The 16,345-nt window shown below is 42.0% G+C and carries 17 protein-coding genes; 12 read left to right on the top strand and 5 right to left on the bottom strand.

Annotated elements, in window-relative coordinates; all coding sequences use genetic code 11:
* Positions 1–599: 599 nt before the first annotated feature.
* Positions 600–1,538 (bottom strand): serine hydrolase, encoded by a 939-nt coding sequence (locus ICL16_RS40245; protein ID WP_190837422.1) that lies wholly within the window; start codon positions 1,536–1,538, stop codon positions 600–602.
* Positions 1,539–1,566: 28 nt separating this feature from the next.
* Here ICL16_RS40245 and ICL16_RS40240 point away from each other — a divergent pair, with 28 nt between their 5' ends.
* The 5 genes from ICL16_RS40240 to ICL16_RS40220 all read left to right on the top strand — a co-directional run bounded on the left by ICL16_RS40240 (position 1,567) and on the right by ICL16_RS40220 (position 6,345).
* Entirely contained in the window at positions 1,567–2,337 is a 771-nt protein-coding gene (locus tag ICL16_RS40240) for a C40 family peptidase (protein WP_190837420.1), read from the top strand.
* 14 nt (positions 2,338–2,351) lie between these two features.
* The gene (locus tag ICL16_RS40235; protein WP_190837418.1) at positions 2,352–3,377 is read left to right on the top strand and encodes a glycosyltransferase family 2 protein; all 1,026 of its coding nucleotides are present in this window, start codon (positions 2,352–2,354) and stop codon (positions 3,375–3,377) included.
* Positions 3,378–3,451: 74 nt separating this feature from the next.
* The gene (gene ligA / locus ICL16_RS40230) at positions 3,452–5,590 is read left to right on the top strand and encodes an NAD-dependent DNA ligase LigA (protein WP_190837416.1); all 2,139 of its coding nucleotides are present in this window, start codon (positions 3,452–3,454) and stop codon (positions 5,588–5,590) included.
* A gap of 75 nt (positions 5,591–5,665) precedes the next feature.
* Positions 5,666–5,983, top strand: a complete 318-nt coding sequence (locus tag ICL16_RS40225; protein ID WP_190837415.1) for a hypothetical protein — start codon at positions 5,666–5,668, stop codon at positions 5,981–5,983.
* Positions 5,980–6,345: an aspartyl protease gene (locus tag ICL16_RS40220; protein WP_190837413.1), complete on the top strand. Its 366-nt coding sequence runs from the start codon at positions 5,980–5,982 to the stop codon at positions 6,343–6,345. The genes ICL16_RS40225 and ICL16_RS40220 overlap by 4 nt, the downstream gene beginning before the upstream one ends.
* Positions 6,346–6,495: 150 nt before the next feature.
* Here ICL16_RS40220 and ICL16_RS40215 read toward each other — a convergent pair whose 3' ends face one another.
* A complete protein-coding gene (locus ICL16_RS40215) occupies positions 6,496–6,744 on the bottom strand; it encodes a hypothetical protein (RefSeq protein WP_190837411.1) in 249 nt (82 codons plus the stop codon).
* Between the two features lie 749 nt (positions 6,745–7,493).
* Between ICL16_RS40215 and ICL16_RS40210 the strand changes: the two genes are divergently transcribed.
* The 3 genes from ICL16_RS40210 to ICL16_RS40200 all read left to right on the top strand — a co-directional run bounded on the left by ICL16_RS40210 (position 7,494) and on the right by ICL16_RS40200 (position 9,349).
* Positions 7,494–8,156 carry a L,D-transpeptidase gene (locus ICL16_RS40210; protein WP_190837410.1) on the top strand — a complete coding sequence of 221 codons (663 nt, stop codon included), beginning with the start codon at positions 7,494–7,496 and terminating at the stop codon, positions 8,154–8,156.
* A gap of 61 nt (positions 8,157–8,217) precedes the next feature.
* The gene (locus ICL16_RS40205; RefSeq protein ID WP_190837408.1) at positions 8,218–8,574 is read left to right on the top strand and encodes an SH3 domain-containing protein; all 357 of its coding nucleotides are present in this window, start codon (positions 8,218–8,220) and stop codon (positions 8,572–8,574) included.
* Positions 8,575–8,734: 160 nt separating this feature from the next.
* Positions 8,735–9,349 (top strand): Uma2 family endonuclease, encoded by a 615-nt coding sequence (locus ICL16_RS40200; protein ID WP_190837406.1) that lies wholly within the window; start codon positions 8,735–8,737, stop codon positions 9,347–9,349.
* 233 nt (positions 9,350–9,582) lie between these two features.
* On the opposite strand, the gene ICL16_RS46500 is transcribed toward ICL16_RS40200, so the two are convergent.
* Positions 9,583–9,873 carry a hypothetical protein gene (locus ICL16_RS46500; protein WP_238361166.1) on the bottom strand — a complete coding sequence of 97 codons (291 nt, stop codon included), beginning with the start codon at positions 9,871–9,873 and terminating at the stop codon, positions 9,583–9,585.
* A gap of 218 nt (positions 9,874–10,091) precedes the next feature.
* On the opposite strand from ICL16_RS46500, the gene crcB reads away from it, so the two are divergent.
* From crcB to ICL16_RS40180, 3 genes are all read left to right on the top strand, one after another.
* Entirely contained in the window at positions 10,092–10,496 is a 405-nt protein-coding gene (gene crcB, locus ICL16_RS40190; protein ID WP_190837404.1) for a fluoride efflux transporter CrcB, read from the top strand.
* Positions 10,497–10,752: 256 nt separating this feature from the next.
* Positions 10,753–12,534, top strand: coding sequence for a right-handed parallel beta-helix repeat-containing protein (locus ICL16_RS40185; RefSeq protein WP_190837402.1), 1,782 nt, complete (start codon positions 10,753–10,755; stop codon positions 12,532–12,534).
* A 253-nt stretch (positions 12,535–12,787) separates the two neighbouring features.
* The gene (locus tag ICL16_RS40180) at positions 12,788–13,060 is read left to right on the top strand and encodes a GlsB/YeaQ/YmgE family stress response membrane protein (RefSeq protein WP_190837400.1); all 273 of its coding nucleotides are present in this window, start codon (positions 12,788–12,790) and stop codon (positions 13,058–13,060) included.
* Between the two features lie 116 nt (positions 13,061–13,176).
* On the opposite strand, the gene ICL16_RS40175 is transcribed toward ICL16_RS40180, so the two are convergent.
* Positions 13,177–13,386: an RNA-binding S4 domain-containing protein gene (locus tag ICL16_RS40175; RefSeq protein ID WP_190837398.1), complete on the bottom strand. Its 210-nt coding sequence runs from the start codon at positions 13,384–13,386 to the stop codon at positions 13,177–13,179.
* A 228-nt stretch (positions 13,387–13,614) separates the two neighbouring features.
* Here ICL16_RS40175 and ICL16_RS40170 point away from each other — a divergent pair, with 228 nt between their 5' ends.
* A complete protein-coding gene (locus ICL16_RS40170) occupies positions 13,615–15,096 on the top strand; it encodes a vanadium-dependent haloperoxidase (protein ID WP_190837396.1) in 1,482 nt (493 codons plus the stop codon).
* 208 nt (positions 15,097–15,304) lie between these two features.
* Here the strand turns inward: ICL16_RS40170 and ICL16_RS40165 are convergent, their stop codons facing one another.
* Entirely contained in the window at positions 15,305–16,228 is a 924-nt protein-coding gene (locus ICL16_RS40165; RefSeq protein ID WP_190837393.1) for an all3515 family Zur-repressed PEP-CTERM protein, read from the bottom strand.
* Positions 16,229–16,345: the final 117 nt, after the last annotated feature.

Here is a 16,345-nt window from a genome sequence, read left to right as displayed (position 1 = left end):
CAATTATTGGCAACATTCAAAATCTAACACCAAAACATGAGTTTCTACATCCTTAGTTTGACGGTGTGGATTCTTAATATTTAACACAAAACAATAAGTAATGTATCTTCTATTCGGTAGATATTACAACTATATAGACAAATAATTATGCATAAAAAAGTACTAAGCTGTTCTCGATAAAATTGCACAGAAAAAGCGTTGCGTTGTACAGTAACGACAGTTAACCTTTGACAGTTAACAGTTTACAGCTGACGACCACTACGAGTATTTAATCCTATTTATGAATACTTCAGCTATCCTCCATAAATTTACAGTTGCCTTCATATGTCTATCTTTTGCGCAAGTTTGTTCCCTACGGAACTAATACGCTCAGAAAACTTTACATAATTTTCATATACTGAGCGGATACTAAATCTAAGTTAGTATAGTTAAAGCTCAAAAGAGCGTACAAATAGATTGGTCAAATAGGGTTTGAATCGGGGAAAATATTATATAAATCAAAAAGATTGTGTTCAAGATATTGAAGAGAAGATATTCCTTTTTGATATTAATTTTAAATATTAGACATGTAGAGACGTTCCGGCGGAACGTCTCTACAACTATCCCAAACTACCGATCGCATCCGCCACTAGCTTAGAGACAAAAGGCAAAATTGTGCGATTCTTCGCGTTGATGCCTTCAGTAAATACTACTAAAAGATAAGGACGTTGATCGGGAATTTCAATATATGCGGCGTCGTGGCGAACTTGACTTGTCCAACCTGCCTTTGACCACATTCTGGCAAATTGAGGAATACCACCACCCAAAAAGCCTGTTACTTGGTCTTCTTCAACATCTTGTGGTAAACTTTCAGAATCGAGAATACGTTCGAGTAAAGCCATCATTGCTTGCGATCGCCCACTGGAAACCGCTACTCCACCGATAATACTATGTAGTAACCTAGCGGTGGCGTTAGTTGTTAACATGTTACGATTTTCCAACAACTCACCCGCAAAAGCTCTTTCCCGCCCATATGCACCATCACACCAGGTTTTTTGACAAACGTTGATTGTCTCCAACTCCTCCCACCCCAAAGATTGAAAATAGCGGTTGACAATATTGCGCTGATTCTTCCAAGTTTCAAATGGTCCTGGTGGTAATTCTGGTCCTGATGTAGTTCCACTTAACACATCTACAACCAAACTAGTAGCATCATTACTCGAGTCAATTATCATATCACTAATGGCTCTTTCTAATTCCCGTGAATTATTCACCATTCCTTTTTCTAGCCACTCGTTGATTGCTACTAAATAAAACAGCTTCACTACAGAAGCAGGGTAAATTCGCTCATCACCGCGATAAGTAAAACCTCGGTGAGGATGTTCCCAAAATGCATTGGGAGTCAGAGCGCCACCAGTATTTACCAGTACAGGCGGATCGTAGACAATATACGTCAGAGCAATTTGGTTGCGAGCTAAAGTTGGAAAAGCTGCCCAAGTCTCCTGTAGGATGTGATTACCTAACTGTTCTAGTTGTTCGTCTTTGTTGAAAAAAATCATCTTTTCATCCCAAATCCACTCATTGGCAATGTTCCCTAATCCAAAATCTCAAACTTACATTCCCAGGCAGGAACCTGGCAACGAGCCAAATCCAAAATTGGCAGAGTATCAGTGCTTGGCAGACTTAAACATTTATGATTCTCCCAATTGCGATCGCTTGGCAACTCAAGCTGCAACTGGACGACATCTACGCATCTTATCAGACGATCGCACCGAACAACCGTTGCATGACAATGTAGAGACGCGCCATGGAACCTCTCTACAAATTTGTTTGTGTGAAGACGACTACCCAGGTTGGTTGTTAGTCGAAGATTTCAGTTTATTACAACCGTGTAGTGTAACCTACCTGGCTAAATTATATTCAGAAATTGAGATTAAAAAACTTCTTCCACAGGTGATAGCTTTTACTCATCAAGCGATGCAACAACCAAATGAATATCTTTGGGGTGGTACGCTAGGGCCAAATTATGATTGTTCTGGATTGATGCAGGCGGCGTTTGCTTCGGTTGGTATTTGGATACCTAGAGATGCTTATCAGCAGGAGGCTTTTTGTGTTCCAATTACTATTCCACAATTACAACCGGGAGATTTGGTGTTTTTTGGTGTTCAAAAAGCAACTCATGTGGGACTTTATTTAGGGGAAAGTTGTTATATTCATAGTTCTGGGAAAAATCAAGGGCGTGATGGGATTGGTATTGATTGTTTGTCGGAACAAGGAACGGAGGTTAGTCGGTCATACTACCAGCAACTGCGAGGTGTTGGAAGAGTTGTGAAGAGTTATGAACCGCGAAGACGCTAAGGACGCTAAGGTGTATGAGGAGTGAGTTGGTTCGGAATGGGTTTGCTGGACAAAATGCGGCGATGTCGTCTTTTGTTCCTGATGTTTCTATTGTTGTGCCTGTGCATGATGAGGTGGAAAGTTTGCCTCATTTGCTTGAGGCGATCACGAATACAATGAGGGATTGTCAAATTAGTTACGAGATTATTTGTGTGGATGATGGTTCTACTGATGGTTCAGTAGCGTTTTTGAAGGAACAAGCGCTTGTGCGTAGTGATTTAAACGCGGTGATTTTACGTCGAAATTACGGTCAAACTGCGGCTATGGCGGCGGGGTTTAATTATGCACGGGGTAAGGCTATTGTTACTTTAGATGCTGATCTTCAGAATGATCCAGTGGATATACCGATGCTGTTAGCGAAGTTGGAGGAAGGTTATGATTTGGTAAGTGGTTGGCGGCAAAAACGTCAAGATGCTACTTTGACGCGGTTACTTCCTTCTCAAGCTGCTAATTGGTTGATTCGTCGTCTGACAAGTGTTTATATACACGATTATGGGTGTTCGCTCAAGGCTTATCGCGCTGAATTGGTGGCGGATATGAATTTGTATGGGGAACTGCACAGATTTCTTCCGGCTTTGGCTTATATTGAAGGGGCAAGAATTACGGAAATGCCCGTGCGTCACCATGCTCGTCGTTTTGGACGCAGTAAGTATGGGTTGTCACGGACTTTTCGAGTGTTGATGGATTTGTTAACCATCACGTTTATGAAAAAGTTCCTCACACGCCCTATGCACGTTTTTGGATTGTTGGGTTTAGTTTCGATAGTATCAGGTGGGGCGATCGGTGTTTATTTGACTTTTATCAAATTAGCTTTTCAGGTGGATATTGGTAATCGTCCTCTGCTAATTTTGGCGGTTTTGTTGCTAGTGACGGGTGTACAATTGTTCTGCTTTGGTCTTTTGGCAGAGTTACTTATGCGTACTTACCACGAGTCGCAAGGACGCCCTATTTATCGAGTACGTGAGGTAATCAGAAAACAAGAACTGGGCATTAATGATTAACATCGCATTTAATTAAATTATGTAGGGGCGAACAGCAGCTCGCCTCTACGTGAATGAATGCTTGATGAAAAGTTATGGAATCGATTAACCCAGAAGTTAAACAGCGTGTTCAAGAACTCAGGCAACTACTGCAACAGGCAAGTTATGCCTATTATGTGCTTGATGCTCCAATTATGGAGGATGCAGTATACGATCGCCTGTATCGCGAGTTGCAACAGTTGGAAAGTCAGTATCCAGAGTTGGTGACACCAGATAGCCCTACTCAAAGGGTTGGTGAGAAACCAGCAACGCAGTTTACCTCGGTGCGCCATAACATTTCACTATATAGTTTAGAAAATGCTTTCAATCTTGATGAATTAAAAAGTTGGGATCAGCGTTGGCGACGACAATCACCCCCCCTTAATCCTCCCCGATTTTCGGGGGGGAATGAAGAACCCCCCCTTGGAAAGGGGGGGAATGGGGAATCCCCTCTTAATCCCCCCCGATTTTCGGGGGGGCAGGGGGGGGTAGAATACGTCTGTGAACTCAAAATTGATGGTTCTGCCCTGGCGTTGACTTATGAAAATGGTATTCTTATTAGAGGTGCAACTAGGGGTGATGGAGTAACAGGCGAAGACATTACTCAAAATGTGCGCACAATTCGTTCTATTCCCTTACGGTTAAATGTAGATGCATTTAACGCAAAATTACCGGAAAGAATAGAAGTACGTGGTGAGGCGTTTTTACCACTTGAAGTGTTTCAACAAATAAATCAAGAACGGATTAAAGCAGGTGAAGCAGTTTTTGCTAATCCTCGTAACGCTGCTGCTGGAACACTCAGACAACTTGACTCACGGATTGTGGCGCAACGACGGCTCGATTTCTTTGCTTATACTTTGCAAATTCCTGGTAGAGATGATGGGAGTTTCGCTAATAGTCAGTGGGAAGCTTTGGATTTGTTGCAAAAGATGGGGTTTCGGGTTAACCCCAATCAGCGATTGTGTTCTTCTTTGGATGAGGTTGCAGAGTATTATCAGCACTGGGATACTGAACGGTTAAATTTACCCTACATGACTGATGGGGTGGTGGTTAAACTCAATTCTTTTCAGCTTCAAGAACAACTGGGGTTTACGCAGAAGTTTCCCCGGTGGGCGGTGGCGCTGAAGTACGCGGCAGAAGAAGCTCCTACCCGTGTAGAAAATATTGCTGTGAATGTCGGTAGAACAGGGGCGCTTACTCCTCTAGCACAAATGCGTCCCGTACAATTAGCAGGGACGACTGTTTCCCGTGCTACACTGCATAATGGCGATCGCATTGCCCAATTAGATATTCGCATTGGTGATACTGTGATCGTGCGTAAGGCTGGGGAAATTATCCCAGAAGTGGTGCGCGTTCTCACTGAACTCCGCCCTGATCATACCAATGCCTTTGTCATGCCTACTCATTGTCCGGTATGCGGTCAACCAGTAGTACGGGAAATTGATGAAGCGGTAACTCGCTGTGTGAATGCATCTTGTCCTGCTATCCTCAAAGGAGCGCTTGAACATTGGGTTAGTCGTGATGCTTTAGATATTAATGGCATGGGAGAAAAGCTGGTGCATCAACTTGTGGATAAACAAATGGTGCATTCGGTTGCTGATATTTATGACTTGACAGAAGAAGATTTTTGTGAATTAGAAAGAATGGGCAAAAAGTCGGCGCAGAAGTTGGTGGAGGCGATGGCTCAATCGAAAAATCAACCTTGGTCGCGGGTGTTGTATGGTTTAGGTATTCGTCATGTTGGCAGCGTTAATGCCCAATTGTTGACACAGAAGTTTCCTACAGTAGAACAATTAGCACAAGCAACGCCAGCGCAGATTGAAACTGTTTACGGTATAGGAGCGGAAATTGCTCAATCTGTCTACCAGTGGTTTCGCATTAGTGCAAATCAAACTTTGATTTCTCGCCTCCAAGCTGCTGGCTTGCAATTTGCACAGTCCGTAGAGACGCAAAATTTTACGTCAGGAGCCTTGGCAGGTAAAACTTTTGTGGTAACTGGTACGCTACCCACCTTAAAGCGAGATGAAGCAAAGGCATTGATTCAAAAAGCAGGTGGGAAAGTCACAGATTCTGTAAGTAAAAAAACAGATTATTTGGTAGTAGGAGAAGATGCGGGTTCTAAGTTGACAAAAGCACAAGAATTGGGAATTACTCAGTTGAGTGAAGAGCAACTTCTGGAGCTTTTAAACCAGTAACATAACTAAACGTGGGAATGCGATATAAGCTACAATCAAAAAATAGATACTTCAATCTAACACTTCTTTACAACCATGGCTGAAGCTAAACAAGAACGTAGAGTACGTCGGGGAAGAATCTTCCCTGAGATTCAGTGGAGCGAAGAACAACAAGCCCAGTGGAAAGCCGAAATTACTGCATTTCGCGTGCGGTGTCAAGAGATTTTTGACAGGGTTAAGCCAGAACTAATGCAAACGCACTACAACTGGTACATTGCAGTCGAGCCCGATAGTGGTGAGTATTTTGTCGATAAAGATTTAGAAGTGGTTTCACAAAGATGCCGCCACCTTCACCCAAATAAGATACCCCATGTTTTCCGGATTAATGAAACAGGGGTGTGTGGCACGATATGATTTCCGGGTTTTTTGGTGATGAGGATGGATTATTTTTTGAGATAGAATTGATAGCTAGTGACGGATTAGAAATACCAGTCGATGCAATGCTTGATACAGGTTTTTCGTATTGGCTGGCGATTGATAACCAGGATGTAGATGCACTTGATTGGCTTCGCTTGGAGCGACAAACAATGCGAACCGCACGGGGAGATTTCGATTTTAATATCCATGCTGGTAAGATACGAATTGATGAACAAGAATTTGATATTCCCGTTCACGTAGGACAAGGAGTACCCGAAGTTTTGCTCGGTCTAAGATGGTTGAAGACACGGCGGTTGTTGGTGGATATGCCGTCAGGGGTGTTGACTTTGGGCGAATGACCTAAAAAAACCAATTATGCCACAACATAGCGGTTCTTAATTGAATGCAGTAGACAATTTTTCTAGTGGGGTGAGCATCTTCGCCTTCCGGGGCAGGCTAGAAGCTACCCCACAAGATGTGTATTTCAAGCTATTATTTTGCCTCACACTTTAGACTGGGGTGGCGACAGAATTAATTACACTCATGTCATCTGATTCTTGTAGGAACATCGGATGAGCGAAGATCGCATCTTCTAGTGTTTCTATGAGTTGTTGGGCGCTTTGACTACTAAGTTTGTACTTCCAGCGTTTTTGAGTTAGAGCAGCCAGATTTTGCGCGTTCAGGATAGTTGTGCAAAGATGGTGGATTTCTTCGTAGCGCGAGAATGCGATCGCAGAATGTAACCACCTCTCCATCATCAGTAAAAAGCTGCACACCTTCGGTATTTAACCAAGTCAGGAAGCGATTGACAGTTTCTTTTCTTTTACTTAAATTGACTGCTATTGCTAGCTTTAATGGTGGTAGATTTTAGGTATAAGTTTCGCTTGGGGCGACGTAACTGATAGATTGTCGAAGATCCCGCGCTTATTAGCTGTAAGTTTTGCCTACATTCACTGCTATTGTTCCATTCTAAATTACGCAAGAGCATCTGAGCTTGGAAACGAGAATACGATCTGCTTCCGCTGCAATTCGTAATTCGTAATTCGTAATTAAGACGCCATACCGTGATGCTGGAGCTTGAATACGGCTGTATCCTATCAGAAGTCGGAAAGCTGGGTCAAAACCATCAATACTTAGGTATGTCAAGATACAAAAAATCATTTCTAAAAAGTTCAATTACGTAGGTAGTGAATATGAATTTCTCAAAATAAAATTCATCAAAACTTTTTTATGTCCAAATAAAATCGTCTAGATGGCTTGGTATCTCGTTCTTTTTCATAATTTTAAGTTCAGATAAATTCTTTGACTAAAAATGATTAACATACTTATTTTTATTGTGTACAAGTTGATTTCTATTTAAGTACTACTCGTTATATAACTCTGAAAATTGTTTTTTTACTAAATTATATATAAATTTTCTTCATATAAAAAATCAGAATAATTTCTCATGTTCTAAACTTATCAGCCCGTTTATAGTCGAAACAAGCAAACAGGCGGAGAAAATTTCATGTTGTTTCGACCCATCCTGATATCTTTAACCTGTATAGCTTTTGCAAGTTGCAATGCAAATGCAGAAATTAAAGTACCGAAAAATATCGATTCGGAGGAATCATCTGCCAATATCAAAAATACGGCTGATTTTATATCTGAGGTATCGCAAAATTTCACTAGCCAGAAGTTGAGTAAGGGTAATCGTAAGTCACAAAAAATATCAACTGGTCCAGCGTTTTACGGAAATGGTAATTACATGAATCTCATCCCTACAGGGCAGGTAAATTCATTAGGAAATCCGCTCTATGAATTGCGTTTATTCGCAAATGGGCAGTTAGTTGGTAGTTACATGACTGTATCTGGTAGGGCTTATACCCAAGACAGAAATCGGAACAAATCTGGAACAGAAGCACCATTGCCTGATGGAAGATACCAAGTTGGATATTTAGTAACTCGCGGCTCAATCCCTGAAGCAGGCGATCGCTTTCTTCCCATACAGCCTCTATTTGCTACTGGTCGTTCTTCCTTAGGTATTCATTACGACCCTTCTTTTGAGAAAAACAATGGCGAAGATGGTACATCAGGATGTGTCGGATTAACAAACCGTGAGGATTTGAGCCAGGTATTAGAATACGTTTATACCTACAAACCTCAATTTCTTGATGTTGCTATTCGGTAATTTTCTACTTTTTTGACTTTACTTCCAAATCAATCACTCTGAAGATTAAGGAGCATCAACCATGTTTAAGGCTTTTTTGACAGGAGCATTAATTCTGACATCAGCAGCATTACCAGCAGCAGCACAAGAAATCGGTCCCGGAATTGGGGGAACAAGAGTCGCCAATGAAAGTTATTACGTTGCTCATGTTTGTACTAATAACTCAAATGGTCGTCTCTCACTGCGTACAGGACCAAGCCAGAGCAACAGAAAGATCATGGAACTTTCCAATCGAACGAATATTGACGTGCTAGGTAACATAGAAGGTCGAGATGGTTTCGTATGGTTTAAAGTCAGATACAATGTTACTGGGGCAAATGGTTGGGTTCGTTCTGATTACGTCTGCAACGGGTCTATAGCTACGACAGAAAGATATTAATTTTTCGGCGTTGCACAATTAAGAGATGACTATGAATGGGGTAGGCATCTTGCCTGCCTCCAATTGTCAGGGACGGGTTAACACAATTGATATAATGAATGCGATCAAGTATCCCTCTGCCTACTTTGCTAGTAAAGTCAAATAAATAAGCGCGTTAATTATGACCACTACCTTACCCAAACTTGTAACCTATGAAGAATTTATCGCATGGCTCCCCATTGATGGTAAGCGCTACGAGCTACATGATGGAGTGATTGTTGAAATGTCGCAACCAACGGGGAAACACGAAAAGGTTACAAGTTTTTTAACGCTAGAGCTAGCTTTACAAATTAGAAGTTTGGGAGTTCCTTATTTACTACCCAAAACTGCATTAGTTAAACCGCTGGAAAAAGATTCGGGATACTTCCCAGATATTTTGTTGATCAATTCTGAGAATCTCCCCAATGAACCCTTGTGGGAAAAAGAGTCAACTGTTACCCAAGGAGCGTCAATACCTTTAGTAATTGAAGTTGTCTCAACAAATTGGCGCGATGACTACTATAAAAAATTTGCTGATTATGAAGAGATGGGCATTCCCGAATATTGGATAACTGATTATGCCGCATTGGGCGGACGTGATTTTATCGGCAATCCCAAACAACCCGCTCTTTTTGTGTGTGAACTTGTGGATGGGGAATATGTAAGAACATTGTTCCGGGGTAACACCCCAATTGTCTCCCCAACTTTCCCCCATCTGAACCTTAGTGCACAACAGATTTTTGCTGCGGCTTCGTAAACAGTAAGAGAAACCCTTGGTAGCACTCTTAGATTTCTTTTCGATGTCTCCAAACTTATCGCCAATTTCCTCAAAGGTGCGACCGTCAGCCGACATCTCAAAGGAACTGAGTGGCGGACCCACCGCTTGGGAAGCTAAAGACGAATTCTTGAGGCTGACTTTGACCAATTCTAGCTTACTTGGGTTGTCTGCCTTGCCAACAAAGGCATTGGGGTCTCTTAAGCCAAAAGGATTCACGCCGTTGAAGATGTCCTGCGCCCGTCGCTCCCGACCTGCATATCCCAGAAAAAAGCTTTTCCCAACTCGATAGCGGCTGTTCTGTCTCTAATGAAGTCTGTGAGATTGTCAGGCTCCGGAACCGACACGGTTTTGAGTGAAGCCAGTGGCGGAGGTCCTGCAATCTGCGCCGACACAGTGTGTCCACTTATGACTGCTACAACAACCATTACAGCAATTTTAATAGTCCTGGAAAACTTTGATAGCAGTCGGGTAGGTTTAAGCAGTAAATAAAGTAATACGCTCATAAAAAGCGATACTAAAATCAGAGCTAGTAATATGCCCATGACGACAATTTTTATTCCGACAAAAATTATTGATACTGTTTATTTGTATAAAAAAGCGCAAATTTAAATAATAAATCAGAAAACTTATTACTTCTTAATTCCTACATCAGTTTCTTGGTAATGCCGCCACCAAAGTAACAACAAAATGGCGCTTCGGCGATCGCGCTAGCTTAAAAATTATGCCAGAATTACTTCAGCAACCATCTATTCGTAACCCAATTGCCGTAAGCTTAGGCGCAATAGCAGGAGCTTTAACCCGTTACTACTTGAGCTTGTGGTTTGCCCAGCACTTCGGTACTAGTTTCCCATACGGTACTTTTTTCATCAACATAACTGGGTGCTTAGTCATGGGGTTCTTTACCACTGTGACATTGGAACAAATTGCCATTATTCCCCCAGAAGTCCGATTGTTGGTAGCAGTGGGATTTTTAGGATCTTACACAACCTTTTCCACCTATGGTTTAGATGCTCTGACTCTACTGAGACGCAGCCCAGAAATAGCAATTTTTTACTGGGCTGGTAGTGCTTTTCTCGGACTTGTCAGCGTTCAGCTAGGTGTAATTTTAGCTCGATTATTTAGGTAAAAAAGGTTCTTTGAATATCAGTTTTACTTATCACCAAAAACTCAATAGAGCCAGAAAAACTCATTCTTTAAATCTGTGCGATCAACTGTACTCTTGATAGAATAATTTAGATTTATTTGCGCTCAAGAAAAATTTTTGAATTTCTAGAGTGTTTAATCACTAAATCTCTCTATAGCTTTGAGGCTTTTCTCATTGTTCTAAATCAGGGTCCTACCATTCTTGGTGTCAACAATCATACCTAGATGGAGGCAAAATCATGAACTTGACTGAACCTAATGTGCTTGCTGGCTGTGTAGCTCACAACTTCGATGCTGTAGTTACGCCTCGCAATCCTTTAGAACCTAACGATAATGTCAATGCATCTGGTGGGGGTGGTTTAGGTACACCAGAGGATATCAATACTTGGAGTGGTGGCAATAACACGCTCATAGGAGATGTGAAAGATGAGCTGATTGATGGTAACAAGGGCAATATCATGTTTGCTCGTGGTAACTATACCAATGAAAAGCTCTATGGTGAGAAAAATACAGATCTTCTAATCGGAGACAAAAATATCCTCGACAGTGGCGCGATCGCACCTGGATTCAATGATGCTAATTTGGTCAAGGCAGAGGTGCAAAATTTAGAGACTCCATCACCATCGCCTCTTTCTCCCGGAGCACCAACTAACAGTTCTGGCAAAGTGTATTACGTCTCACCCAATGGTAGTGATGACAATCCAGGTACAAGCGATAAACCTTGGAAAACGGTTAACTATGCGGTGAGTGAAAAATCTTCAATCAAGCCAGGTGATACTGTTTTGGTTCAACCAGGTACTTATAGTGAGCTAATTACCCTTGGTAAATCTGGTAATAGTGAGTCTGGTCATATCACACTTAAAGCCAATGGTAATGTGACATTGCGCGATCCTGATCCCATCAATGGCGGTTTTCGAGAAGGAGTGATCCAGTCAGCTAATAAGGGCTTTTGGGTTATTGATGGCTTCCGGATTGAGAACACCTCTTGGGCGGGAATCGCTTTGCGTGATGCCAACAACATGATTGTTCAAAACAATCGTACCTACGAGACTGGTGCCTCAGGTATCATCGTTATGCCTGAAACTTACTATGATGGTGGGGAAAGCGAAGTAACCAGTAAAAATATTAAGGTACTTAACAACACTATCGAACGAGCTAACTGGAGATGGCAGGGCGGTAATGATCAAAATGGAACACAGGAGGCTCTCAGTATTTGGGGTGTTGATGGATTTGAGGTAGCTAATAATACTCTCAAAGAAGGCAAACGCGAGGGTCTTGATATCAAAACAGGTTCCCGCAATGGCTCAGTTCACGATAACGTCATCTCTGGTCAAGCGCTAGTTTCTGGTACACCCAGAGGCTACAATGGTGGTCCCGCTCTCTACGTTGATGGCAACCGTGCTAATTCCTTTAACATTGATATCTACAACAATGTTGTCTTCAACAATACCGCTGATGGTATTTTGATTGCTGATGAAGTTCCTAATCAAGGCGATGTATATGATATCAGAGTATACAACAACATTGTCTATGGAAATGGACAGCAGGGAGTGAATGGAGGTCGCGGAATTACTGTCACCAATAATGTTCGTAATGTTGAGATTGTCAACAATACTGTTGCCAAAAATGTCCAAGCTTTTTACATCGATGGCGCTGATTACACCGGCGGTTATAAACCTCGTGACGTAGTGTTGCGCAACAATATCTTTGCTAATAGCACTTACCGAAATGGGTTTGTTGAAGATATGAGCAATTTGACTTTGGATCGTAACTTATTTACAGATAGATTTGAGAAGCTTTATGAAGGAGGAAGTAGAGTTGATAACGCCAAAGTTAAAGACAATACGAAAGTTCCATCGGTTGGATTTACTAATTTAGATGGTAATAATTTCCGTCTCTCTTCTGGTTCACCAGCAATTAATACTGGCTCTGCGGAAATTGGTAAATATGCACAACTCGATAAGGACGGTGTACCACGTAATAAAGGTGGTGCGGCTGATATAGGTGCTTATGAGTTTTAAGGTTGGAGTTGAGAACATTGTTTGGACTTAATTCTTCTAGTAGAGGAGAGAGATAATTAGAAAGGCATATACTGCAATTACCAAGCAATGAATTTAAAAGCTCCTAGTCCAAAGACCTAGCTAGGAGCTTTTTCTTAGCTATTCAACTATTCCTTATGGCTATTAATAATTAGTACTCATGACAGAGGAGATACTAATATTTGAATTGTTATTCTGTAACTGTCAGATAAAAACGTTTACCAAATTAAGAACAATGAACTTTCTTGCTTGGATTGTTTTAGGTCTTTTGGCGGGTGCGATCGCTAAAGCTATCTACCCCGGTCATCAAGGTGGTGGTTTCTTGGGAACAATCTTGCTAGGAATCATCGGTGCTTTTGTCGGTGGTAGTTTGGGTGTATTCTTTAGCACGGGACAATTTGCATTAGCGGCTCCTACTCTCAGCATTCCCGGTGTTGCCGTTGCCGTTCTGGGTGCCATTGTTGCAGTTTTCATTTGGAACTTAGTAACTCGCAGAACCACTGTTTAAGTATTTAAATCTCATTCAATTCATAGTAAACCTCAGGGAAGCTTAACTATTTTTTCTCCCTGAATTTAATTAAATTTATAGCGCTGCTCTGTAGTCAGGGTAGCGCTATTATCATTTTAAAAATCGTTCAATTCCACCTCAAAAGTTTGTTCTCCTACTGTGACGCGATCGCCTGAAACTAATTGCCGTCCTCGTCGCGTTTCCTGTGTATCATTAACTTTGACCTCACCACCTTGAATCATTAATTTAGCTTGTCCGCCAGTGGGCGCTACACCCACTAATTTAAGAAATTGGTCGAGTTTAATCGTGTTGTTACTTGTCTTCATAATTGGTGCTGCACAAAAACTTTAACGTATAAGTCATCAAAGACGTACCGATTTTGTTAAGTATTACATCAATGTACGATCAATGCTGTACTATCGCGGTTGATAATGATTATCGTTAATTCTTGTATATAGCAAATGCCCGAATCGGGATTTTCCGGTTTTGTCCAGTTGTATTAGACCTAAGAGACAACTAGGAATTGCTATTTGTAAAAATTATAGATAAACCAGATGAAAATTAGCATACCGCTGGGGATAGTAGCCGGCACTCTACTGCTCGGTAGTGGCGTGAAAGCAGCTACCCTGACGACAAGCCAGACAACAAATACTGTGATTGAATGGAATAAAGCGGCTTTACAAGCAATTCGTGATACCCGCTCTACTCCGCCGATCGCAGCTCGTGCCTTGGCAATAACACATACTAGTATCTACGATGCGTGGTCAACCTACAATCCAGTAGCAATTAGCACCACTTTTGGTGACACTCTACAACGTCCAGAGTCAGAAAATACTCTAGAAAACAAAAACAAGGCAATCAGTTACGCTGCATACCGCACATTGGTGGACTTATTTCCACAAGAAGTAACAAAATTTAATCATGTGATGGCTAGCCTCGGTTACGACCCCACTGATACGAATAGTGACACTACTACCGCTACCGGAATCGGTAACGCAGCAGCACAAGCCTTGCTAGATTTTCGGCATCGAGATGGCTCAAATCAATTAGGAGATTTACATCCTGGTGCTTACTCCGATTACACTGGCTATACCTCGATAAATACTGCTGACACCCTAGTCGATCCCAGTCGTTGGCAGCCTTTGCGCATCTGGGATGGTAGAGGAGGTACACAAGAGCAAAAGTTTCTCACTCCTCACTGGGGATTAGTAACTCCCTTTGCCCTCACCAACGGTGCGCAATTTCGACCAGATGCTCCGTTAACGCTCTCGGACGATCCCGAAGGATATAGGCAGCAGGCTGAGCAAATTCTCAATCTAAGTGCCAACCTGACTGATGAACATAAGGCGATCGCAGAGTATTGGGCAGATGGACCTGGTTCAGAAACACCTCCCGGTCACTGGAACCTGTTAGCTCAGTTTATCTCACAACGAGACAGTCACGACCTAGATGATGATGTCAAGCTATTCTTTGCTCTGACAAATGCTCAGTTAGATGCTAGCATCGCCGCTTGGGATACTAAAGTTGCCTACGATTCTGTTCGTCCTGTCACTGCCATTCGCTACTTGTTTAACGGTGAACAGGTGGAAACATGGGGTAGCGCTAGGCTAATCAACGGCGAGAATTGGCAGTCTTACATTCCCACTCCTGCTTTTGGTGAATACGTATCAGGACACAGTGCTTTTAGCGCTGCTAGTACGGAAATTTTAAAGCAGTTTACTCTCAGTGATGCTTTTGGCTTTTCTTATACAAAATTAGCAGGAACTTCTTTTATTGAAACTGGACCTGCAACTGATATCACCTTGTATTGGGATACCTTTTCGACGGCTGCTAATCAAGCTGGACTTTCCCGTCTCTACGGTGGAATTCACTTTGAGGATGGGAATTTAGAAGGAAGAAACTTAGGGCGAAAAGTTGCAGCAGTTGCTTGGAACAAGGCGCAAAGTTACATCTCACCACCACAAAGTGTTCCTGAATCGGTTTCTATTTGGGGGCTTTTGGTGATAGGAGCTATTTTCTTATGTAAGATGAAATAGACTTCAATTTAGTTAATGAGTATTTTTAACCACAGATGCACACAGATAAACACAGATAATTTATCTGTGTTTATCTGTGGTTTTATATCAAATCCGCGCTTATCTGAATGATTGAAAAACCGCAGAGACGCTGAGAACGCAGAGGTATAATTGCGTTCTCAGCGGATTTGATATTATTTTTGAAATGCAGGTTTTGTGGATGTAGCTACTAATTAGCCTTTACCTTAAACCTGTTCTTACCAATAAATGCCAGTACACCCAATACACCGATGCTTAGCACGGTAGATGGTTCTGGTACTTGTGCTACTTGAAAATCAAAGTTGAAGGTACCTGATTGTGCTATGGGTGTGCGACCATTTGCAGTGTTAACATCCCAAAGTCGGAATTGGGCGGAGTAATTGCCTGCGGGTGCTGAACTGGCTGTGTAGAAGGTGGGTGTGAATGAGAAATTATCGCCTCTACCTATGGTGTAGGTGTCGCTAGAGGCAAACAAATCTACGCCTTCTGAGTTAGCAACTCCTAAGCCTGGTGTAATTGATACTAGTTGCAAAGCTATTTCGGCATCACCTAGTAATCCTTGCCAGCGTTGAGAGCTAGTGGCGTTGTATAAGTTCTGGGCTTGTATATCGCCTTGGGCTGCTATGTCTACAAGGGTGTTAACAGGTCTTATGGTCAAGTTGGTGTATTCGTTTTCAGTGTTTACACTAATGTATTTGTTGTCAAACACACCTGTGCCGGGAACAAGAGTGATGGGTGGTTGCTGTGTGTAAAGTTCTGGAATTCGATTATTAGTACTTGTTGGTGAAATAATTGGGTTATCTGGTGTACCGCCTGTGATACTGTAAGCTCCGATAGAGTGGAAGTGATTGTTGGTTGACTCTTCAAATAGGTGGGAGAATAGGAAAGTTAGGCGATCGTAGTTGGGGTTAGCTATTGAAGTACCCCCTGGACCTGGTGAGAATTGACGCCCATCTCGTCCAACGTAGAAGTGTTCAAATTCTGGCTTTGGTCCAGAAGGTCCTGGGGCATTCTCATCTACTTGTGCAACAGCAATTTGCACAGGGGCTAGAGAAGTAAGCACTGTTAGTGGTGCAGCTAAAATCAAGCCGACGATAGGGATAGGTAGACGCATTATTTACTCTCCTAATTAAGTTAAATTACGTAGAAAATTTGAATTGACGCACACTTCAGACTCTGATTAAAGTATTTAATGTTCTAAAAGAACCTTATAAATACGTACTGTTTCAGG

It is taken from the genome of Iningainema tapete BLCC-T55, from assembly GCF_014698965.1.
In the GTDB taxonomy this organism is placed as follows: Bacteria; Cyanobacteriota; Cyanobacteriia; order Cyanobacteriales; family Nostocaceae; genus Iningainema; species Iningainema tapete.
Note: the sequence above shows the minus strand (reverse complement) of the source record. Positions and strands in the feature narration are given on the sequence as shown.